This window comes from Bacteroides neonati (genome assembly GCF_000499785.1).
In the GTDB taxonomy this organism is placed as follows: Bacteria; Bacteroidota; Bacteroidia; order Bacteroidales; family Bacteroidaceae; genus Bacteroides; species Bacteroides neonati.
Map to the genome: position 1 here is coordinate 63,201 of NZ_HG726026.1, position 21,391 is coordinate 84,591.

The window sequence follows — 21,391 nt, forward strand, 5'->3', positions numbered from 1 at the left end:
AATGAAGAGATTTATTGCTGGGGTTGCTATGCTTGCGTTCTTAGGTTCTTGTGGAAATAAGAAAGCAAGGGTAGACCCCTTCGCAGCAATTACAAATGAGATCGATTCTGTTATCATGAAGAAGGATACGCTTCATAAAGAGAAAGAATCTGATGAACCTAAACCGATAGAGGCAGATGAATCATTTGATGATTTCATCTACAGCTTTGCTTCCGATGATGCGTTACAGCGTCAGCGTGTACTTTTTCCATTGCCCTATTATAATGGAGAGGCACTCTCTAAAATCGAAGAGAAGTATTGGAAGCACGACGATTTATTTACGAAACAAAGTTACTACACACTTCTCTTTGAACGTGAAGAAGACATGGATTTAGTGGGTGCCAATACCCTTACTTCGGTACAGGTTGAATGGATTTTTATGCCCAAACGAATGGTGAAAAAGTACTGTTTCGAGCGAATTAAAGGCGCTTGGATGCTTCAGGCCATTCGGTTGCAGCCTATCGACAATGCCGAAAATGAAGATTTTGTGGTCTTCTTTGATCGCTTTTCAACCGATAGCGTCTTTCAAAGCCAACGCATTAGACAACCGCTTCAGTTCGTAACGATCGATCCGGACGATGACTTTTCGGTCATTGAAACCACCCTTGATCTTAATCAATGGTTTGCGTTTAAGCCCACATTGCCTACCGATAAGTTATCGAATATAAACTACGGGCAGAAAAGCGATGGGCAGTCGCCCTATAAGATACTGGCATTGAAAGGTATCGGGAATGGATTCTCTAACATCCTTTATTTCCAGCGTAAAGGCGATGGAAACTGGGAGTTATATAAGTTTGAGGATACAAGTATTTGAGGAATTAATTATGATGAAATTAGAACACTGCTCTTTGCTGTCGCACAATACCTTTGGTATTGACGTGGCAGCTCGTTGTTTTTTGGAGTATAACTCGGCCGAAGAACTTGGCCGACTGATAGCCGATAGGCAGATTACCGAACCCTATTTGCACATTGGTAGTGGCAGCAACTTGCTATTTACTAAAGATTATGATGGGGTTATTCTGCATTCGCGCATTGGAGGCATCGAAGTGATTGATGAAACTGACGAGTCTGTTTGGGTACGTGTGGGTGCAGGAGTGGTTTGGGATGATTTTGTAGCTTATTGCGTAGCACAGGGTTGGTATGGTGCCGAGAATTTGTCTATTATTCCAGGCGAAGTCGGAGCGAGTGCTGTACAGAACATCGGCGCTTACGGTGTGGAGGTAAAAGATTTGATTACCGTAGTCGAAACCATGAATATGAGAGGAGAAATTGTCTCTTATCCGGTCGAAGCATGTGCCTATGCTTATCGTGATAGTTTGTTTAAACGCTCTGATATGAAAGATGTTTTTGTGATTTACGTCTGCTTCCGGTTAAGTAAAATAGAGCGCTACACTCTCAACTATGGTACCATTCTTCAAGAACTCGAAAATCATCCGAACGTGACGCTCGAAGCGGTGCGCCAATCCATCATTGCCATTCGTGACAGTAAACTGCCCGATCCCCATGTGGTGGGCAATGCGGGAAGTTTCTTTATGAACCCTGTCGTCTCTCGGGCACAATTTGAGCCTTTGCAGCGGCAATACCCTCGGATGCCTTTTTACGAGGTGAGCGAGAATAAGGTGAAGATCCCTGCCGGCTGGATGATTGACCAGTGTGGTTGGAAAGGCAAGGCGTTGGGAGCGGCTGCCGTGCATGATAAGCAGGCGTTGGTGCTGGTCAATCTGGGTGGTGCTACGGGTGCCGATGTGATTGCGTTGTCGGATGCTGTGCGTGCTTCTGTGTGTGAGAAGTTCGGAATCGATATCCATCCCGAAGTTAATATTGTCTGATGAAGAGGTTAAGGATACTCGGTAGTGGAACGTCGACGGGAGTTCCCGAGATTGGTTGTACCTGTGAGGTCTGTACTTCGAAAGATCCTCGAGATAAACGTTTGCGTGCCTCGGTGCTACTCGAAACAGGTGATGCTCGGATACTGATTGACTGTGGTCCCGACTTTCGCGAGCAAATGCTTCCTTTGTCATTCGGTAAAATTGACGGCGTGCTGATTACTCATGAACATTACGATCATGTGGGTGGGCTCGACGACTTGCGTCCCTTCTGTAAGTTTGGCGAAATTCCGATTTATGCCGAAACTTATACTGCCGATCGGTTGCGTACGCGTATGCCTTACTGCTTTGTCGAACAAACCTATCCGGGAGTGCCTCGCATTCCTTTGCGCGAAATCGAAGTAGGTCACCCATTTTTTATTAATCAAACCGAAATTATTCCCCTGCGGGTGATGCACGGTCGTCTGCCTATTCTGGGTTATCGCATCGGAAATGTGGCTTATATTACCGATATGTTGACCATGCCCGACGATTCGTATGAACAATTAGCCGATCTTGATGTTTTGGTGATGAATGCGCTTCGTCCGGCTCTCCATCCTACCCATCAAAATTTGGTTCAAGCACTGGATACGGCAAAGCGCATCAGTGCAAAAGAAACCTATTTCATTCATATGAGCCATCATATGGGTTTGCATGCGGATGCAGTCAAAGAGCTTCCTCTACATGTCCATTTATCCTTTGATGGGTTAGAAATATTTTAGCAAAAGTTTTGTTTCTTTTGTAGAATTTATTATTTTTGCGCGTAACCGATAAATTCTAACTCGTATGAAGCTTCGTGTTCTCATGAAAATATCCGTTTTCACCTCTATTGTGCTTTTTTGTACAGCACTTATTGCATACCTGTTTCTTCGGATGACGGCTGTTGAGAATAACGAAAATTTCAATCTTTACAAACTCGTGCCTACCGATGCTGTTGCGGTTCTTGAAATCAACGATGTTGAAGAGCTTATAGGTGACATTGACGAGCTTGATTGCAGTCGTGATCATCATTTTTTATATATTTCCCATCTGTTTTCTTTGTTGAAAACGAATCTTTATGCATTAAAGGAGGAGAGCGCTCACGGTTTGAGTCGGCAGATGAATCAGATGCTGCTTAGTTTTCATGAACCCGATAGTGATAAAAACCAAGTACTTTATTGCAGTCTGGGTACAGGTGATTTTGGCTTGATTGAGCGATTGATTCAAAAATACTTTTTGGGCGCTTCCATGGTAAAAACTGCTCAGTATAAGGGTAAGGATATTCGCATCTATCCCATGCCCGATGGGAGCTTTCTCTCTTGCTATGTTACCTCGCAGTTTGTGGCCGTCAGCTTTCAGAAAAAACTGATTGAACAGGTAATGGATGCCTACTCTTCGGGGCATTCGCTATCTCGGGATCCATCCTTCAAGATGACTCGGGCAAAGAAACCTATAAACGGTGCTGTCACTATTTATGCGCGGATGCAATCGCTCGATATGGGCAAGATGACCGATGGGGCCTTTTCTACGATCTCTTTAGGTGGTTGGACCGAGTTCGATGTGAGGATGGGGGGTAAGACGCTCTATTTTACCGGTGTCAGCCACGATACCGACACTTGTCTGACGTTTATGAATGTGCTGCGCAAACAGCGCGCTATCGAAGGTTTCCTGCCCGAATCGCTCCCTGCTACGACGTTTTTCTTCAGCCGTCGTTCGGTCAGTGATCTGCAAACAGTATTCGATTTTACCTCCGAGCAAGCATATCTAGATTCTGTACAGTCCTCTTATATGCATGCCAGAGACGCTGAGCTTATAGCTTATTTGCAAGAGAATGGTGGTGTGGAGATGATGACTTGTGTTTTTGAAAACAAGGATACTGCGGCTCTTCCGGCGGTAGTGATGAGCTTTTCGATAAATGATCCGCCCGGAGCCGAACGAATGTTTAAAAATCTTCTTAAAACGACTCCGGGCGATCCGCTAGCGCCTTTATGGCAATTTGTAGAGAATCGATCCATTGCTTCGCAATTCTTCCCCGTTTATCGGATGCCCCGCAATACGCTGTTTGCTCGATTAACCGGTATTGGCACTGCCGATCTGCACACTTATGCATGCTTCTACGGTGGTAGGATGCTGCTCTCTCCCGACCCCGAACACTTGCTACTTTACATCGAATGCATTGAAAACGATGATGTCATTGACCTCGAGACTGTGTCCGACGAAGGCATTTCCGATCTGTCCGAATTGTATCATTTTATGTTCTTTTCCGATCTTGAAAAAGTGTTCGATCAACCCGAAAATTACGTACGGTTGATTCCCGGTTTCTTCTTTCGGAATGCCGAGTTCTTTCGGCACTTTAAACTTTCGGCCCAGTTTACCTGCACTGATGGGGTGGTGTCGCCCAATGTGGTGTTGCTGTACAAAGGCGATTGAGCCCGATCTTTGCGGGTGCGTGCAGCAGTTTGCTACTCATAGCTGTTCGGAATAGAATACCTTTTCGTTTCATAAGAAGCATCTTTTTCCCGTGGGCAAAATATCTATCGTTTTCGAAACGCTGTTTTTATCCGAGAGGTAGAGAGTGAATTTTTCTTTCGTTAGCTCACTGGGGATGAATATGTGAACTTTTTTTGTTTGATATTTGTACGCTTTTTCTTCTCTTTTTCCGCTTGTCGAGTCTGTTTACTTATGTGTACCCTAAGGTATACCCCTTGATATGTAGTAATATATTTGTTATCATTGTGTTATGTGTTTCTGTATTGAGGTCTTGGTGTACGGGTCAGTGCCACAATATAAAATAATTATAAAAAATAAAAGATAGATCTTTTCGTTTCCTTTTTGGCATAAAAAAACAAGTGCGGTGCATTAGTTTGCTTGTGTAACGGAGAAAATAAACGCAAATTTTATAACCCACAGAAATGTTTTTTGTAAATATTTGTGTGAGTTGTAAAATCTGCGCTAAAATAAGTCGGACAGGTTGCTTAGAACGGTAGGTCGTCTTTGGCGTCACCGCTCAAAAATTCGGGTGCAGCCGATGGTGCGGGTGGGGGAACCGGAGCTCCGGTAGTCATAGGGGCGCCGGCACTTACGCGTTCAACCTTCCATGCACGGATACTGTTAAACCAGCGATCTTGCCATTGACGTGCATCAATATCAAATGAAACGGTCAGTTCCTCGCCCATTTGAATATTGAATTGCTCTATTTTATCAGTGCCGAATACCTCAAAGCACATTTTGCGAGGATATTGATCGTGATTTTCAACAACAAACTCTTGTGCTTTCCACTCGTTGCCTGTTTTAGATACTCCACCCTTGGGCTGGAGTATGGCGATAATTTTTCCTGTAAATTCCATTATGATAATTTTAAAATCTGCGGCGAAGGTACTATTTTTTGGGAATATCCGACGAACAACTCCTGTTTTTTCTCTCTTTTGTTAGGGTGAGCCAATCTTTTTTTGTAATTTTGTGCATTGATAAAACTAAAATTTAAACATTCGGAAATATATGAAATTTATCGTTTCAAGTACCGCTCTTTCGAGCCGTTTGCAAGCTATCAGCCGCGTGATTAACTCAAAAAACGCATTGCCTATTTTAGATTGTTTTCTCTTTCAGTTGGAAGACGGAACGCTGTCTGTAACTGTTTCTGATAGCGAAACTACTATGGTTACCTCGGTCGAGGTGAACGATAGCGATACGAATGGTCGTTTTGCTGTTGTAGCCAAAACATTGATCGATGCACTGAAGGAAATACCCGAACAGCCACTTGCGTTTGATGTCAATCCCGAATCGTATGAAATTACTGTTCGATACCAGAATGGTGTGTATAGCCTTGTGGGACAAAATGCCGACGAATTTCCACAATCGGCTTCGCTGAGCGATAGTGCCGTGCGTGTGGAGATGAACGCTTCGGTGTTGCTTAACGGCATCAACCGTTCGGTATTTGCTACAGCCGACGATGAACTTCGTCCGGTGATGAATGGTATTTATTTTGATATAACCACCGAAGATATCACGATGGTAGCTTCGGATGGACATAAGCTGGTACGTTGCAAAACACTGGCTGCTCATGGAAATGAACGTGCCGCTTTTATTCTGCCTAAGAAACCTGCCAATTTGTTGAAGAACCTCTTGCCCAAAGAGCAAGGCGAAGTGGTGATCGAATTTGACGAACGCAATGCAGTCTTTATGCTTGAGAGCTATCGTATGGTGTGCCGCCTGATAGAAGGACGTTACCCGAACTATAACTCGGTTATCCCGCAAAACAATCCGCACAAAGTGACGGTAGACCGCCAGCAACTGATCGGAGCCTTGCGCCGTGTCTCTATCTTCTCGTCTCAATCGAGCAGCTTGATCAAGCTCCGCATTCAGGAGAACCAGATTGTGGTTTCGGCACAAGATATCGACTTTTCGACTTCGGCCGAGGAAACACAAGTGTGCCAGTATGCAGGAGCGAGCATGAGCATCGGCTTTAAGTCGACCTTCCTGATCGATATTCTGAATAATATCTCGGCAGACGAGGTGGTGATCGAGCTCGCCGATCCTTCGCGTGCCGGTGTGATTATCCCCGTAACACAAGAAGAAAACGAGAATCTGCTCATGCTGCTGATGCCGATGATGCTGAATGATTAATTTTCTCCCTCTAGAGAAACTAAAACAGAAGAAATGAAATTGAACCTCAAAAATCCCATTGTTTTCTTTGACCTCGAAACAACCGGGATTAATATCAACGCAGACCGTATTGTCGAAATCTGCTATCTCAAGGTTTATCCTAACGGAAACGAAGAGGCTAAAACCTTGCGCATCAACCCCGAAATGCATATCCCCGAATCTTCGTCGGCCATTCATGGCATTTACGATGAGGATGTGGCAGACTGCCCAACCTTCAAGGAGGTGGCACGCAACATTGCCAACGATATCGAAGGGTGCGACCTGGCAGGATTTAACTCCAACCGTTTCGACGTTCCTGTGCTCGCCGAAGAGTTTCTGCGTGCAGGAGTCGATATTGACATGACTAAACGCAAGTTGGTGGACGTACAGGTGATTTTCCACAAGATGGAGCAACGCACCCTGTCGGCCGCTTATAAGTTCTATTGCGAGAAAGAGTTGGAAGATGCCCACACGGCCGAAGCCGATACACGTGCCACCTATGAGGTACTGCAATCGCAGCTCGAACGCTATGCCGACGAACTGAAAAACGACATGGCGTTTCTCTCCGACTACTCGAGTTACAATAAGAATGTCGATTTCGCCGGACGCATGGTGTACGATGAAAATGGCGTAGAGGTATTCAACTTCGGAAAGTACAAAGGACAAATCGTGTCTGAAGTGCTTAAAAAAGATCCGGGCTATTATAGCTGGATTCAGAACAGTGATTTTACACTCAATACCAAAGCGGTGCTGACCAAAATCAGACTGCGCGAGCTAACCGGGAAATAAGATGCTGAAGGGGAAGAAGATTATTTTAGGAATTACCGGTAGTATTGCCGCTTATAAGGCGTGCTACATTATCCGCGGGCTCATTAAGCAAGGGGCCGAGGTACAGGTAGTTATCACTCCTGCCGGAAAGGAATTTATTACGCCGATCACTTTGTCGGCTCTTACCAGTAAACCTGTTATCAGTGAGTTCTTCGCACAGCGCGACGGTACTTGGAACAGTCATGTTGATCTAGGTCTCTGGGCCGATGCCATGCTCATTGCTCCCGCTACCGCCGCCACTATCGGCAAGATGGCAAACGGGATAGCCGACAATATGCTTATCACTACCTACCTGTCGGCCAAAGCGCCGGTGTTCGTTGCTCCGGCAATGGATCTCGATATGTTTGCCCACCCCTCTACGCAGCAGAATTTGGAGACGCTGCGTGGCTTCGGTAACCATATTATTGAACCGGGATTGGGCGAGCTTGCCAGTCATCTGGTAGGAAAAGGGCGGATGGAAGAGCCCGACGCTATTATCAAGGTGCTCGACGAGTTCTTTGCCTCGACCGGCGAACTCAACGGGCGGAAGATACTCATTACCGCCGGGCCTACCTACGAGAAGATCGATCCGGTACGCTTTATCGGCAACTACTCATCGGGCAAGATGGGTTTCGCGCTGGCCGAAGAGTGTGCCCGCCGTGGTGCTGAGGTTTGCCTCGTTGCCGGGCCGGTACAACAGGAGGTGAGCCACTCGGCTATTCGACGCATCGATGTGGAATCGGCTGCCGAAATGTACGAGCAGGCCATGCTGAACTACCCGACAACCGATGCAGCCATTCTTTGTGCTGCTGTTGCCGACTTTACGCCCGACAGCGTAGCTGATAAGAAGATAAAACGCGAAGGCGAAGAGCTGATCTTACACCTCAAACCGACGCACGATATCGCAGCCGCTTTGGGACAAATGAAAAAAACGGGACAGAAACTGATTGGTTTTGCCCTCGAAACCAACAACGAACAAGAGCACGCCAAAGGCAAACTGGACCGGAAGAACTTCGACTTTATCGTGCTCAACTCATTGAACGATGCCGGAGCCGGATTCCGTCACGATACCAATAAAATCAGTATCATCGACCGCGAAGGAACAACCGAATTTCCGTTGAAATCGAAACAGGAGGTGGCGCAAGACATTATCGACCGCTTGGTTCATCAACTTGTCAAACCGTAACATATGCTACGTTCATTATACATTCAGAATTATGCCTTGATAGAGAAACTGGATATCCGTTTCGAGACAGGCTTTTCCGTTATCACGGGCGAAACCGGTGCGGGAAAGTCGATCATCTTAGGGGCTATCGGTCTGCTGCTGGGGCAGCGGGCCGATGTGAAATCGATTCGTATGGGAGCTACCAAATGTGTCATTGAGGCACGCTTCGATATCTCCTCTTATCAGATGGAACCGTTTTTCGAAGACAATGAACTGGAATACGAACCCGACTGTATCTTACGGCGCGAGGTCTATGCTTCGGGCAAGAGCCGGGCGTTTATCAATGACACTCCCGCCTCTCTTACGCAGATGAAAGAGTTGGGCGAACAGTTGATCGACGTTCATTCCCAACACCAGAATCTGCTTCTTAATAAGGAGGGCTTTCAACTCAATGTACTCGACATACTGGCACACAACGATGCGGTGATCGAAGACTATCGCCGTCTTTACACACATTGGAAGCAGTTGGACAGAGAGTTGGCCGAGCTCATAGCTCTTGCCGAACAGAGCAAGGCGGACGAAGATTTCGTGCGCTTTCAGCTCGAACAACTCGAAGAGGCTCACCTCGAAGGAGGGGAGCAGGAGGAGCTCGAACAAGAATCCGAAACGCTGAACCATGCCGAAGAGATCAAAGCCGGACTCTATCGGGTTGAACAACTGCTGGCTTCCGATGAAGGCGGACTGCTGTCGGCACTGAAGGAGAGCCTGCACATTCTCCAAGGATTGCAGAAGGTGTATCAACCTGCCGGAGAGTTGGCCGAACGCATCGAAAGTACATATATTGAACTAAAAGACATTTCACACGAAGTAGGAGCCATCGGCGAGGGGGTAGAGTTTAACCCCGCCCGTCTGGACGAGGTGAACAATCGCTTAAACCTTATCTATTCGCTCCAACAGAAACATCGCGTGCAAACGCTCGAAGAACTGATTGAGCTTACCGAAGAGTATCGCCGGAAGCTTTCCGATATTACCTCCTACGATGATCGAATTGGCGAACTGACTTTGCAGCGCGATACACAATATAATAAGGTGAAAGCACAAGCCGCCCTGCTTACCAAAGCTCGGGTGCTTGCCGCCGCCGAAGTGGAGAAGCAGATGGCTTCGCGATTGGTACCGCTGGGTATGCCCAACGTGCGTTTTCAAGTCGAGATGGGGTTTCGCAAAGAGCCAGGGTTGCAGGGAGAAGACACAGTTAGCTTCCTCTTCTCGGCCAATAAGAACGGATCGTTGCAGCAGATTGCTTCGGTGGCTTCGGGGGGTGAAATTGCCCGCGTGATGCTTTCGATTAAAGCCATGATAGCCGGAGCCGTGAAGCTGCCTACTATCGTTTTTGATGAAATTGATACCGGTGTATCGGGTGAGATAGCCGACCGTATGGCGGATATCATGCAAGAGATGGGCGAACAAAACCGTCAGGTAATCAGCATTACCCATCTGCCGCAGATTGCCGCACGCGGCCGTGCCCATTATAAAGTCTATAAAAAAGACAATGATACAGAAACCAATAGCCACATCCGTCGCCTTGCCGACGAAGAACGGGTAGAAGAGTTGGCTCAGATGCTGAGCGGTTCGACACTTACCGATGCGGCTTTAAATAATGCAAGAGTTCTATTGGGGTTTGCTGCGAAATAACGGCCGACACATGGCGGAGTGCGTCGCTCTGCCCGTCAGGCGATGAATCACAGCATGGCAGACTCCATTGATTGTAAATTTCCTAATTCGTAAATAAAGAAAATGACTGATAACAATGAAATGATTTTTGGCGTACGTGCCGTAATCGAAGCCATACAGGCCGGTAAAGAAATTGATAAGATCTTAGTAAAGAAAGATATACAGAGCGATTTGTCGAAAGAGCTTTTTGCCGCCCTGAAGGGTACGCTGATCCCTGTACAGCGTGTGCCGGTAGAGCGAATCAGCCGTATTACTCGCAAAAATCATCAGGGGGTAGTAGCGTTTATCTCTTCTGTAACCTACCAGAAAACAGAACAACTGGTTCCCTTCCTTTTTGAACAAGGTAAAAATCCCTTGTTCGTGATGCTCGACGGCATAACCGATGTGCGTAACTTTGGTGCCATTGCCCGTACCTGCGAATGTGCAGCGGTGGATGCCGTTATTATTCCTGCTCGTGGTAGCGTAACGGTAAATGCCGATGCCATGAAGACTTCGGCCGGTGCGTTGCATACCTTGCCGGTGTGTCGCGAACAGAACTTGAAAAATACCTTGCAATTCCTCAAAGACAGCGGTTTCCGCATTGTGGCTGCCACTGAGAAGGGCGATTATGACTACTCGAAAGGCGACTATACAGGTCCTATGTGTATTATCATGGGTGCAGAAGATACAGGTGTCTCTTATGACAACTTGGCGCTATGCGATGAATGGGTGAAAATCCCCATGCTCGGAACCATCGAGTCACTTAATGTATCGGTAGCCGCAGGTATTTTGATTTATGAAGCCGTGAAACAACGAAATAACTAATATACACTACGATACATGAAAAAGAATCTACTACTAACTTTCATGCTCTGCCTGTTAACCCAGGCAGGCATGGCACAAGCACCCAAATGGGTGGAGAAAGCCAAACGAGCTATATTCTCCATCATTACTTACGATACGAATGATAAAATATTGAATACCGGTAATGGTTTTTTTGTAACCGAAAACGGCGTGGCACTGTCGGACTATTCTGTCTTTAAAGGTGCCCAACGCGCAGTGATCATTGACTCCGATGGCAAGCAGATGCCGGTGAATGCCATTTTGGGTGCTAACGATATGTACGATGTGATTAAGTTCAGCGTAGGTATTACCGATAAGAAAGTAGCTGCTTTGCAGATTGCTCCGGTTCCGCCCGTTGTAGGTGCTCCTATTTATCTTTTGCCTTATTCTACGCAAAAAGATCGCATATCCACACAAGGAACAGTGAAAGCCGTTTCTAAGATAGCAGAGAAGTATTATTACTATACACTTAACATGCCTCTAAAAGATAAGATGGTTAGCTGTCCGCTGATGAATGCCGAAGGACAAGTTTTTGGTTTGGCTCAACGTTCATCTGGTCAGGATACGGCTACTACTTGCTATGCTGTGGGAGCTGCATTTGCTCTTTCGCAAACCATTACAGCTCTGTCGTCAGGCGATGCCACGCTTCGAAGCATCGGCATAAAGAAAGGATTGCCCGAAACGGAAGAGCAGGCACTTGTATTCCTCTACATGGCCTCTTCGCAGGTATCTGCCGATGAGTATGCGATCTTGTTAGATGATTATGTACGCCAGTACCCCACTAGTGTCGATGGGTATATGCGCAGAGCCAATAATTGGTTGATTACAGCGAAAGAAGATGCCGATCTTCAGAAAGCTGCTGCCGATATGGATCAAGCATTGAAGGTTGCAAAGAAAAAGGACGAGGTTTATTATAACCTTGCCAAGATGATTTATAATTACCAGCTAAGCAAGCCCGAAAAGGTATTTAAGGATTGGACTTATGATAAAGCTCTGGAGTATGTACGCACTGCCTTTTCTATCGATCCGCAGCCTGTGTATACACAGCTCGAGGGAGATATTCTTTTTGCCCGGCAAGATTATGCCGGAGCATTGGTGTGCTACGAGAAGCTCAATTCCACTCCGTTGGCATCGGCATCTACTTTCTTCAATGCAGCCAAAACGAAAGAGTTACTCAAGGCAGATCCTAAGGAAGTTATTGTGCTGTTAGATAGTTGTATTGCCCACTGTCCGCAACCCATTACGGCCGATATGGCTCCCTATCTTTTAGAGCGCGCACAAGTGAATATGAATGCGGAGTTGTACCGTGCGGCTATGCTCGATTACGATGCCTATTTCGCAGCAGTTGGTGGTAAGGTGAACGATGTCTTTTACTATTATCGTGAGCAGGCGGCCTTCAAAGCCAAGCAGTTTCAACGTGCGTTGGACGATATTGCCAAGGCCATTGAACTCAATCCGAAAGAGCTTACCTATCGTGCCGAACAAGCAGTAATCAACCTACGCGTAGGGCGCAATGAAGGAGCTGTGAATGTGCTGAACGAAGCTCTCAAGATAGACCCCAAATATGCCGAAGCCTATCGTTTACTGGGCATTTGTCAGATACAATTAAAGAAGAATACCGAGGCTTGCGCCAGCTTTGCCAAAGCAAAAGAACTGGGCGATACGAATGTGGATGAATTAATACAGAAACATTGTAAGTAAAGCAAGTGAGAAATAAAAAAAGAAAAAATCCCTGTTAGTCAATAAAGAGTAACAGGGATTTTTTTGGTTTCGGTTTAGGTTTAGAACATTTGGTTTAGGTCTTTTCTCTCATGTAACTGTCAATATAAATACGGCGACGATAGAAATACTGCATTGTTTCTTTGCTTTTTCTTCTTTTTTTATATCTTTGTTTGTGCAAATACTTGATAGCGAGTAATTCACTTATTTATTCATTTATAAATTCATTTATTATGTTCAAAGCTCCTTTCTCTTTTGACGGTCGTATTCGTCGGATTGAATACTTCTTGTCTTATCTTATTGCCGGTTTGATTAGCGGATTGATCTGGGGTCTTTTATTTGCCGGATTGATGGCAGGCTCTATGCTTGGTTCTACCTCGATGATGGCTGGCGGAACTCTCTTTGGTGCATTGATAGGAATCGTGGTCTATGTTGCTATGCTTTGGTTTTGTTTGGCTCAAGGGGTCAAGCGTTTGCATGATGTCGATAAAAGCGGTTGGCTTATTCTCCTTCTTTTCATTCCTGTTGTTGGATTTGTGTTTGGTTTATATCTATTGTTTGCCGATGGTACGGTTGGTCCGAATCAATTTGGACCCGATCCCAAGAACCGGATGCCTTATCAGGCTCCGAGTAATCCGGCCAGTCCTGTTAATGTAACTGTAACAATTAATCGCGATGAGGTGAAAGTAGAAACGACCGACTCTCCCAAAGAAACAGTGGTAGAAGAAGCGGTGGTAGAAGTTCCGGCAGACGATGCGCCCATTGATGAAACTCCTTCACATGATGGTCCTGCAACGAAGCATACCCTTAAATAAACGGTAAATTTCTTCAATTATTTATCCTTCTGTGATCTTCATTTCTAACGATTGATTTTCGCAGAAGGTCTTTTTTTGTTATCTTCGAACCCTGAAAGACAGGTTAAACCTATTAATATAGATTATACAATGAAGAAAGTAATTTGTAGTGAAAAGGCTCCGGGTGCTATCGGCCCTTATAGCCAGGCTATTGAAGCCAATGGAATGATTTTTGTATCGGGTCAGCTACCTATCGATGCTGCAACAGGCGAGATGCCCCAAGGTATCGAGGCGCAGGCACGTCAATCACTCGAGAATATGAAGCATATTTTAGAAACAGCCGGATTAACCATGGCTGATATAGTTAAAACGACTGTTTTCTTGCAAGACATGTCTTTGTTTGCCGGTATGAACGGGGTGTATGCTACCTATTTTGACGGTGCTTTTCCAGCTCGCTCTGCGTTTGCAGTCAAAGCATTGCCCAAAGATGCCTTAGTAGAGATTGAGTGCATCGCGGCTCGCTAATAAATCGGCTACTATAAAACTACTGCCTCCTACGAAGATAAAATCTTCCGGGAGGCTTTTTTCTTTTGCTGCCTGTACAGCTTCGCACACGCTCTCGTAGCAATCTCCGTGTAAACCAAATTCCTGTGCCTGTTTCTTAAGTGCCTCTTCCGGCAAGGCTCGTTTGACACTTGCTTTGGTAAAGTAGTACGTCGCGTGCGTGGGCAAAAGACTCAGCATGGTATGAATATCCTTATCGTTCACCATCCCGATCACGATGTGCAGATGCTCACCGTGGCAATGCTCCAATTGCTTGCAGATGTATTGCATCCCGTGTACATTGTGTCCCGTATCGCACAGAATAGTGGGGTGATCGGATAGCTTCTGCCATCGTCCCATCAAGCCTGTTAGTTCGCAAACAGACCGGAAGCCTTCGCGTATATGCTTCTCTTCGATGCGATAGCCTGCTTGCTGTAACTGAGCCACTGCGTGTAGAATGGTATTCGCATTTAACTCTTGGCAGTATCCTCCCAACTCGCTTTGCAGATTGGCGTATGTTTTGGTTTGATAAACCACGCTTGTGGTATCTTCTGCCCTAACCGATACCTCTGTTGGACGGTTGGCGGGTTCTACACGAAGCACTTGTTGTGTTTCCTCTGCAAAGATAATAGGTGCATTGACTGCTGCCGCCCGTTGAACAAAAACCGATTTTGTTTCAGGTGTGGTTTCGCCTATAACTACCGGTATATTTGCTTTGATGATACCCGCTTTCTCGGTCGCAATTTTCTCCAGCGTATTTCCTAAAAACTGTGTATGATCCAAGCCGATATTGGTAATGATACACAGGTCGGGCTGTATGATGTTGGTGCAATCCAAGCGTCCGCCCATACCCGTTTCAATGACGGCTACCTCTATGTTCTCATCGGCAAAATAACGGAAAGCCATCGCTGTGGTCAGCTCGAAGAAAGAGGGGTGTAGGGGTTCGAAGAATGGACGTTGTTCTTCTACGAAATTGACTACATACGCTTCGGGGATCGGTTGTCCATTGATGCGAATGCGCTCTCTGAAATCGAGTAGGTGAGGAGAGGTATATAAGCCTACGCGATATCCTGCCGATTGCAAAATAGCAGCTAAGGTATGCGAACAGCTCCCTTTGCCATTGGTTCCGGCTACGTGGATGGTGCGGAATGACCGATGTGGATGATCGAAATGTGCATCGAGTGTTTGTGTGTTTTCTAATCCTTCTTTATATGCTTTGCTTCCTATTTGCTGAAACATGGGTACACTTTCATATAAGTAGTCTAAAGTCTCCTTATAGTTCATTTTTGTAATATTTAACGGGTCAGTAATCTTTATTGTCTATTTATTTGTTATCTTAGAAACATCAATTGTAATGAGGGCATTGGATTGATGATTCTACTTGCAAATATCAACATTTAAATCTAGAAAGAAAGTATGGGAACAAAGAAAAATTTTGTAATTGATACAAATGTTATTCTTCATGATTATAACTGTCTGAAGAATTTTCAGGAGAATGATATTTACCTCCCTATTATTGTTTTGGAAGAGTTGGATGAGTTTAAAAAAGGTACCGAACAGATTAACTTCAATGCTCGAGAGTTTGTCCGCGAGCTGGATTTAATAACGGATGACAACCTCTTTTCGACAGGAGCACCCTTGGGCGAGGGGCTAGGCCGTTTGTTTGTAGTGACCGGAACGGTCGATGCTCCCAAAGTGTCTTCTTCCTTCCCGGTGCCCAAACCCGATCATCAGATACTGGCAGTCGCCGAATACCTCGAAGCAAAATATCCGAAAATGAAAACGATACTTGTAACCAAGGATGTAAATTTGCGTATGAAGGCTCGTTCGATTGGTGTATTGTGCGAGGATTATATTACTGATAAAGTTGTAAATATCGATATCTTCGATAAGTCTAGTGAGATTTTTGATAATATTGATCCTACATTGATTGATCGCATTTATTCTTCCAAAGATGGGTTGGATATTGGCGAGTTTGATTTCAAGGACATTATTCGACCCAATGAATGTTTTGTGCTAAAGAGCGACCGTAGCAGTGTGCTTGCCCGGTATAATCCCGTTTCGCGAACCGTATACAGAGTCAATAAGACCAAGAACTATGGCATTGAACCACGCAATGCCGAACAGACGTTTGCTTTTGAAATACTGAATGATCCTCACGTCAAGTTGGTTGCCTTGACCGGAAAGGCAGGTACCGGTAAAACGTTGCTAGCACTTGCTGCAGCACTCGGTAAACTATCTGACTATAAACAAATATTACTGGCGCGTCCGATTGTTGCCCTTTCAAATAAAGATATTGGCTTTTTGCCTGGAGATGCACAAGAAAAGGTTGCTCCCTACATGCAGCCTTTGTTCGATAATCTGAATGTTATTAAGAATCAATTTCCAAGCAATTCTCCTGAAATTAAACGAATTGAGGATATGCAAAAGAGCGGACAACTGGTTATTGAAGCACTCGCTTTTATTCGCGGACGAAGCTTGAGCGAAACATATTGTATCATTGACGAAGCTCAGAACTTAACACCCCACGAAGTCAAAACAATCATCACACGTGCCGGTGAAGGTACAAAGATGGTTTTTACGGGCGATATTCAGCAAATTGACCATCCGTATCTCGATAGCCAATCCAACGGCCTTGTTTATATGATCGACAGAATGAAAGACCAGTCTATCTTTGCTCATATAAATCTGATCAAAGGAGAGCGAAGCGAGTTGAGCGAACTGGCCAGTAACTTAATGTAGATTGCATGAATAATATTGATTAATTTATAAATAAATATGCTAATGCATAGGCTGCTTTAAGTCGATGCATTGGCATATTTGTTTATAAGAAATTTGACTCATTTTACATCGATTTATGATGGTTTTGATAAAATTGCAGTATCTTTGCACCGCCTAAAAAAACTATAACTGTAAAACGAATGAAACAAAAATTTCTTCAACGATATCTTTCCGTAAAGGTGTTGCCTATTTGGACAATCCTGCTGATTGATGTCTTTATTATTATTGTATCCTGTTTGTTGGCTTATGCCCTTCGTTACGATTTTCGTACTTTATTCTTCAACACTACTACTATTGCAAAAAGTATTTCGTGCGTTGTCTTTATTAATCTGATCTTTTTTCGCGTATTTCGCACCTATTCGAACGTTCTTCGTTTTTCCTCTTTTGTTGATATCATGCGTATTTTTACTTCACTTACGGTATCATACGGGATATTGATCATATTAAGAGTATTGACTGAATCGTTTATGGGTGTGTGGATCGTTCCTGTCAGTGTTTTATTGATGGCTTATATCATTAACTTCTCCCTGATGACTTGTTCACGAATCGTGGTGAAGTTGTTCTTTGAGATTCTTAATTTCGATAGACGCAACATGACTAATGTATTTATCTACGGTGCCAAAGAGGCAGGTGTGAATATTGCGAAAGCGTTGCGCGTTAAGTTGATGAATAATTATCGCCTCAAAGGATTTATTGCCGACGAACCCGAGCTTATTAATAAGGTGATCATGGGGGTCAAGATATTCCCAAACGACGATACGCTGATGGATAATCTGGCGGATAAAGATATACATGTCATCATTGTTTCTCCGGCAAAAATGGAAGAACTCAAGAAGTCGGATATGATTGATCGTTTGCTAGAGAGCAATATCAAATTGCTCACCTCTCCACCTTTAAGTGAATGGGGCGGACAATCTTTAAAAAGCACACAACTGAAGGAAATTCAGATTGAAGACTTATTGCAGCGCGAGCCTATTCAGGTCGATCTTCATAAAATAGCCTCCACCCTCGAAGGCAAGCGAGTGATGATTACCGGAGCTGCCGGTTCTATCGGTAGTGAGATTATGCGGCAGGTTGCTTCGTTCAATCCCTATAAACTGATCTTAATTGATCAGGCAGAAACACCTCTACACGATGTTCGCCTCGAACTGCAAGACCGCTGGCGAGATATTGACGCCGAAACGATTGTGGCAGATATCTCCAACTCAACTCGTATGGATGCGATCTTTCATGAGTACAAACCGCAGTATATATTTCATGCGGCAGCCTACAAGCATGTACCGATGATGGAGGATAATGTGTCCGAGTCTATCCAAGTCAACGTAGCCGGTACGCGTATACTGGCCGATCTGGCAGTGAAATACGGAGCCGATAAGTTTGTGATGATTTCGACCGATAAGGCAGTAAACCCTACCAACGTGATGGGATGTTCCAAGCGTATTTGTGAAATCTACGTGCAATCGTTAGCTAAGAAGATACAAGCACAGGGAGGTAAGTCGGTGCAGTTTATCACCACCCGTTTTGGCAATGTATTGGGGTCTAATGGTTCGGTGATTCCTCGTTTTCGCGATCAGATTCAACGAGGCGGTCCGGTTACAGTGACCCATCCCGAGATTATCCGCTACTTTATGACCATCCCCGAAGCTTGTCGTTTGGTACTCGAAGCCGGAAGCATGGGCAATGGAGGAGAGATTTATATATTCGACATGGGTAAGCCGGTGAAGATAGTCGATCTGGCTAAGCGTATGATCAATCTTTCCGGACGCAACGAGGTGAAGATAGAGTTTACCGGTCTTCGTCATGGCGAGAAGTTATACGAAGAACTATTAAATATAAAAGAGCTGACCAAGCCTACCTATCACGAAAAAATTATGGTTGCTACGGTGCGCGAATACGATTATGATGAAGTAAAGCAACGTATTCAACAACTGATTGATATCAGTTACACTTACGACCAGATGAAAACGGTTATGGCCATGAAAGATATTGTTCCTGAGTTTCTAAGCAAAAACTCTTGCTTTGAAGCCCTCGACAACAAGAGATAAGACAAAAACAGCGAAAAGTGAAAACGGGAAGATAGCTTGACTATTCTTCCCGTTTTCACTTTTCGCTGTTTTGCTATTTGAATGGGCTTATGCCTTGTTCGAGAAGTATTTCAAGAACTGAGTACGTTCCCACATATTGATTCCCTCCGCATCTTTGGCTTTTAGCTTTCCTTTAAATTGCGGAATATTCTTAAACCCTTGTCGCTGCATCCAGCTTTCGAGAAAGTGATTGCTTTCACTAATAAAACTGTTTGTGTTTTGATAGATCACACTACACATCTCTACTGCCGAAGCTCCGGCCAGAAGAGCCTTTATTACAGCTTCCGGCTTGTGGATACCGCCCGATGCTGCATAATCGATTTTATCGACCAACGATGAAGCGATGCCGATCCAGCGCAATGGAGTCGACAGGTCATCGGCATGGCTGAATACATTGCCCGATATCTGTTCCAATTTCTCAATATCAATATCCGGTTGATAACAACGATTGAAAAGAACAACTGCTGCTGCACCGTTGGCATAAAGCTGATCGATCAATGCGATAGGATTGGTCAGGTTGTCGCCCAACTTCATAATTACCGGAATATGTATTGTTTTCTTGATGTGGCTCAAAATATCGATGTGACGTTGCTCAAAGGTTCCGTATGTATATTGAAGAGAAGTCTGCAAAGCCAGAATATTGATTTCGAGTGCATCGGCTCCCGCCTGTTCTATCTGTTTGGCAAAGTCTATCCACTCACTGTCGGTATAGCAGTTAATGCTGGCAATGACAGGAATGGTACATACCTTTTTGCTTTCTTTGATGAGATCCAGGTATTCGGACAGCGCGTGATTGCGGATGTATTCCTCCAGGTAGTCACTTCCTTCCGGATAATATGACGGATTTCTTAATCGGTCGGCTTCCAGTGTAATTTGTTCTTCAAAAAGAGATTTCAGAACAATGGCTCCTGCTCCGGCTGCTTCCAGCTTTTCGTTTTTGGCAGCGGTGTTGGTCAATCCCGAACTGCTGATAATAATAGGATTCTTTAGTTTCAATCCTGCAAAAGTTGTTTGTAAATCGGTCATGATATGATTGATTGATGGTTAATAATTTCTTTCTCCGAAAATCTTACTACCTACCCGTACCAGCGTACTCCCTCGGGCAATGGCCAGATGGTAATCATGAGACATCCCCATGGATAGCTCCTTAAACTGTGGCGCATCAACAAAGAACGTGACTCTCAACTCCTCGAAGAGGTTGTGTAAAGTCTCAAACTCCCGGTCTATCTGTTTCGTATCGTCGGTATTGCTCGCCATGCCCATGAGTCCGCATATACGTATGTTCTCCAATGTTTTCCATGCTCCGTCTACAAGCATCGCCCGGCATTCGTCGGGACTGAAACCAAATTTAGTCTCTTCCTGTGCTACGTGCACTTGCAACAAACAGTCGATGACTCGTCCTACCTTTTGTGCTTGTTTATTCACCTCGGTGAGCAGTTTGTACGAGTCAATTCCGTGAATCATGGCTACATAAGCAGCCATATACTTTATTTTGTTTGTTTGCAGATGGCCGATGAAGTGCCACTCAATATCGTTGGGTAAGCTCTCTTGTTTTGCTGTCATCTCCTGCACTTTGCTCTCTCCGAAAATGCGTTGTCCTGCCCGATAAGCCTCTTCGATTTCTTCGTTCGGATTAAATTTCGAAACAGCAACCAACCGAACTCCTGTGGGGAGTTCGGCCAGCACTTGCTTTAAATTATCAGCAATACTCATGGTTTATACTTCCGGTTTATCGTTAGGACCTTCACCATAAGGATATACATCCATAATCGATGTTTCGGCTACCATACCAATCTGATAATCGGCCATGGTACCCTTCATGCCTTCGTCCAGCTTCTTTACTGCGTCGCGCAGATCGGCAGCCTGTACCAATACCTGAGTGGATGATTTCTTTTCGGCACCGCTCTTCTCATCGAGTGTAATGAAAATCAATTTACACTTAAACCAGCGGTCTGCCGATTCCTCATCGCTTGCAAAAAGCTCGCTGTAGTTGGCACGCTTGATGTCCGAAACCGTAAATTCACCGGTAATAAACGGTGTCATCTCTTCGATAATACGGGCTTCGGCCTCTGTAAAGCTTAGTGCATCAACCAGATAAGGTTCGGTTACTTTTTTGTTCATTCCATTCTCCATTACTTTCTCGTAACGGATCTTGCATTCAAACCATGTATGCATTGACATGTTTCTTGAGTTTTTTTAATTAATGAATTGTTTCTTTTTATATATTCTACAGGCACTTTTTGGTGTCTATTACAAGCTGCAAAGATAATTGAAAATACCTCTTTTTGCATCTGTGATGCTAAAGAATTTCCCGAATCTTGCATTATTGAGCGAAAGATAGTGATTTCAGGGCAATTATGTTGCACGAATAGGCGAGAATGATTTAATTTGTAGACTAAAGTTGAAAAACAGTAAGAATAA

At 44.7% G+C, this 21,391-nt stretch carries 19 protein-coding genes; 14 read left to right on the forward strand and 5 right to left on the reverse strand.

Translation table 11 applies throughout. The features are described from left to right. Position 1: 1 nt before the first annotated feature. The 4 genes from TY03_RS17720 (at position 2) to TY03_RS17735 (ending at position 4,313) form a co-directional block, all read left to right on the forward strand. Positions 2–853: a DUF4348 domain-containing protein gene (locus tag TY03_RS17720; RefSeq protein WP_042372417.1), complete on the forward strand. Its 852-nt coding sequence runs from the start codon at positions 2–4 to the stop codon at positions 851–853. Between the two features lie 13 nt (positions 854–866). Beyond that, on the forward strand, positions 867–1,868 hold the full coding sequence (gene murB / locus TY03_RS17725) for a UDP-N-acetylmuramate dehydrogenase (protein ID WP_042372698.1): 1,002 nt from the start codon (positions 867–869) through the stop codon (positions 1,866–1,868). Continuing rightward, positions 1,868–2,626 carry an MBL fold metallo-hydrolase gene (locus TY03_RS17730; protein WP_042372419.1) on the forward strand — a complete coding sequence of 253 codons (759 nt, stop codon included), beginning with the start codon at positions 1,868–1,870 and terminating at the stop codon, positions 2,624–2,626. Before murB ends, TY03_RS17730 begins: the two co-directional genes overlap by 1 nt. Before the next feature lie 64 nt (positions 2,627–2,690). After that, on the forward strand, positions 2,691–4,313 hold the full coding sequence (locus TY03_RS17735) for a hypothetical protein (RefSeq protein ID WP_042372421.1): 1,623 nt from the start codon (positions 2,691–2,693) through the stop codon (positions 4,311–4,313). A 545-nt stretch (positions 4,314–4,858) separates the two neighbouring features. Here the strand turns inward: TY03_RS17735 and TY03_RS17740 are convergent. Next, positions 4,859–5,230, reverse strand: coding sequence for a DUF3127 domain-containing protein (locus TY03_RS17740; RefSeq protein ID WP_042372424.1), 372 nt, complete (start codon positions 5,228–5,230; stop codon positions 4,859–4,861). Between the two features lie 151 nt (positions 5,231–5,381). Here TY03_RS17740 and dnaN point away from each other — a divergent pair, with 151 nt between their 5' ends. The 8 genes from dnaN (at position 5,382) to TY03_RS17780 (ending at position 14,087) form a co-directional block, all read left to right on the forward strand. Then, the gene (gene dnaN / locus TY03_RS17745; protein ID WP_042372425.1) at positions 5,382–6,506 is read left to right on the forward strand and encodes a DNA polymerase III subunit beta; all 1,125 of its coding nucleotides are present in this window, start codon (positions 5,382–5,384) and stop codon (positions 6,504–6,506) included. A gap of 33 nt (positions 6,507–6,539) precedes the next feature. Further along, a complete protein-coding gene (locus TY03_RS17750; RefSeq protein WP_042372426.1) occupies positions 6,540–7,313 on the forward strand; it encodes a 3'-5' exonuclease in 774 nt (257 codons plus the stop codon). A 1-nt stretch (position 7,314) separates the two neighbouring features. Further along, a complete protein-coding gene (gene coaBC, locus TY03_RS17755) occupies positions 7,315–8,517 on the forward strand; it encodes a bifunctional phosphopantothenoylcysteine decarboxylase/phosphopantothenate--cysteine ligase CoaBC (protein ID WP_042372427.1) in 1,203 nt (400 codons plus the stop codon). A 3-nt stretch (positions 8,518–8,520) separates the two neighbouring features. Next, entirely contained in the window at positions 8,521–10,188 is a 1,668-nt protein-coding gene (gene recN, locus TY03_RS17760) for a DNA repair protein RecN (protein ID WP_042372428.1), read from the forward strand. A gap of 102 nt (positions 10,189–10,290) precedes the next feature. After that, positions 10,291–11,031 (forward strand): 23S rRNA (guanosine(2251)-2'-O)-methyltransferase RlmB, encoded by a 741-nt coding sequence (rlmB, locus tag TY03_RS17765; RefSeq protein ID WP_042372429.1) that lies wholly within the window; start codon positions 10,291–10,293, stop codon positions 11,029–11,031. Between the two features lie 15 nt (positions 11,032–11,046). Beyond that, positions 11,047–12,750 (forward strand): serine protease, encoded by a 1,704-nt coding sequence (locus tag TY03_RS17770; protein WP_042372431.1) that lies wholly within the window; start codon positions 11,047–11,049, stop codon positions 12,748–12,750. Between the two features lie 251 nt (positions 12,751–13,001). Then, a complete protein-coding gene (locus TY03_RS17775; RefSeq protein ID WP_042372433.1) occupies positions 13,002–13,583 on the forward strand; it encodes a DUF805 domain-containing protein in 582 nt (193 codons plus the stop codon). A 129-nt stretch (positions 13,584–13,712) separates the two neighbouring features. Continuing rightward, entirely contained in the window at positions 13,713–14,087 is a 375-nt protein-coding gene (locus tag TY03_RS17780) for a RidA family protein (protein WP_042372435.1), read from the forward strand. On the opposite strand, the gene TY03_RS17785 is transcribed toward TY03_RS17780, so the two are convergent. After that, on the reverse strand, positions 14,055–15,389 hold the full coding sequence (locus tag TY03_RS17785) for a bifunctional folylpolyglutamate synthase/dihydrofolate synthase (protein ID WP_042372436.1): 1,335 nt from the start codon (positions 15,387–15,389) through the stop codon (positions 14,055–14,057). The genes TY03_RS17780 and TY03_RS17785 overlap by 33 nt on opposite strands. 132 nt (positions 15,390–15,521) lie before the next feature. Between TY03_RS17785 and TY03_RS17790 the strand changes: the two genes are divergently transcribed. Beyond that, positions 15,522–16,847, forward strand: coding sequence for a PhoH family protein (locus TY03_RS17790; RefSeq protein WP_042372438.1), 1,326 nt, complete (start codon positions 15,522–15,524; stop codon positions 16,845–16,847). 179 nt (positions 16,848–17,026) lie between these two features. Next, on the forward strand, positions 17,027–18,931 hold the full coding sequence (locus TY03_RS17795) for a polysaccharide biosynthesis protein (RefSeq protein WP_042372440.1): 1,905 nt from the start codon (positions 17,027–17,029) through the stop codon (positions 18,929–18,931). A gap of 87 nt (positions 18,932–19,018) precedes the next feature. On the opposite strand, the gene TY03_RS17800 is transcribed toward TY03_RS17795, so the two are convergent. From TY03_RS17800 to TY03_RS17810, 3 genes are read right to left on the reverse strand one after another with little or no spacing between them, the layout of a single operon-like run. Then, entirely contained in the window at positions 19,019–19,996 is a 978-nt protein-coding gene (locus TY03_RS17800) for a dihydroorotate dehydrogenase-like protein (RefSeq protein ID WP_042372441.1), read from the reverse strand. 18 nt (positions 19,997–20,014) lie between these two features. After that, positions 20,015–20,683: a YggS family pyridoxal phosphate-dependent enzyme gene (locus TY03_RS17805; protein WP_042372442.1), complete on the reverse strand. Its 669-nt coding sequence runs from the start codon at positions 20,681–20,683 to the stop codon at positions 20,015–20,017. A gap of 3 nt (positions 20,684–20,686) precedes the next feature. Continuing rightward, on the reverse strand, positions 20,687–21,151 hold the full coding sequence (locus TY03_RS17810) for a DUF4494 domain-containing protein (RefSeq protein WP_042372443.1): 465 nt from the start codon (positions 21,149–21,151) through the stop codon (positions 20,687–20,689). Positions 21,152–21,391 lie beyond the last annotated feature (240 nt).

Coding starts and splice junctions, on each gene's coding strand:
- TY03_RS17720 (WP_042372417.1), top strand. CDS start 2: ATGAAGAGATTTATTGCTGGGGTTGCTATGCTTGCGTTCTTAGGTTCT.
- murB (WP_042372698.1), top strand. CDS start 867: ATGAAATTAGAACACTGCTCTTTGCTGTCGCACAATACCTTTGGTATT.
- TY03_RS17730 (WP_042372419.1), top strand. CDS start 1,868: ATGAAGAGGTTAAGGATACTCGGTAGTGGAACGTCGACGGGAGTTCCC.
- TY03_RS17735 (WP_042372421.1), top strand. CDS start 2,691: ATGAAGCTTCGTGTTCTCATGAAAATATCCGTTTTCACCTCTATTGTG.
- TY03_RS17740 (WP_042372424.1), bottom strand. CDS start 5,230: ATGGAATTTACAGGAAAAATTATCGCCATACTCCAGCCCAAGGGTGGA.
- dnaN (WP_042372425.1), top strand. CDS start 5,382: ATGAAATTTATCGTTTCAAGTACCGCTCTTTCGAGCCGTTTGCAAGCT.
- TY03_RS17750 (WP_042372426.1), top strand. CDS start 6,540: ATGAAATTGAACCTCAAAAATCCCATTGTTTTCTTTGACCTCGAAACA.
- coaBC (WP_042372427.1), top strand. CDS start 7,315: ATGCTGAAGGGGAAGAAGATTATTTTAGGAATTACCGGTAGTATTGCC.
- recN (WP_042372428.1), top strand. CDS start 8,521: ATGCTACGTTCATTATACATTCAGAATTATGCCTTGATAGAGAAACTG.
- rlmB (WP_042372429.1), top strand. CDS start 10,291: ATGACTGATAACAATGAAATGATTTTTGGCGTACGTGCCGTAATCGAA.
- TY03_RS17770 (WP_042372431.1), top strand. CDS start 11,047: ATGAAAAAGAATCTACTACTAACTTTCATGCTCTGCCTGTTAACCCAG.
- TY03_RS17775 (WP_042372433.1), top strand. CDS start 13,002: ATGTTCAAAGCTCCTTTCTCTTTTGACGGTCGTATTCGTCGGATTGAA.
- TY03_RS17780 (WP_042372435.1), top strand. CDS start 13,713: ATGAAGAAAGTAATTTGTAGTGAAAAGGCTCCGGGTGCTATCGGCCCT.
- TY03_RS17785 (WP_042372436.1), bottom strand. CDS start 15,389: ATGAACTATAAGGAGACTTTAGACTACTTATATGAAAGTGTACCCATG.
- TY03_RS17790 (WP_042372438.1), top strand. CDS start 15,522: ATGGGAACAAAGAAAAATTTTGTAATTGATACAAATGTTATTCTTCAT.
- TY03_RS17795 (WP_042372440.1), top strand. CDS start 17,027: ATGAAACAAAAATTTCTTCAACGATATCTTTCCGTAAAGGTGTTGCCT.
- TY03_RS17800 (WP_042372441.1), bottom strand. CDS start 19,996: ATGACCGATTTACAAACAACTTTTGCAGGATTGAAACTAAAGAATCCT.
- TY03_RS17805 (WP_042372442.1), bottom strand. CDS start 20,683: ATGAGTATTGCTGATAATTTAAAGCAAGTGCTGGCCGAACTCCCCACA.
- TY03_RS17810 (WP_042372443.1), bottom strand. CDS start 21,151: ATGTCAATGCATACATGGTTTGAATGCAAGATCCGTTACGAGAAAGTA.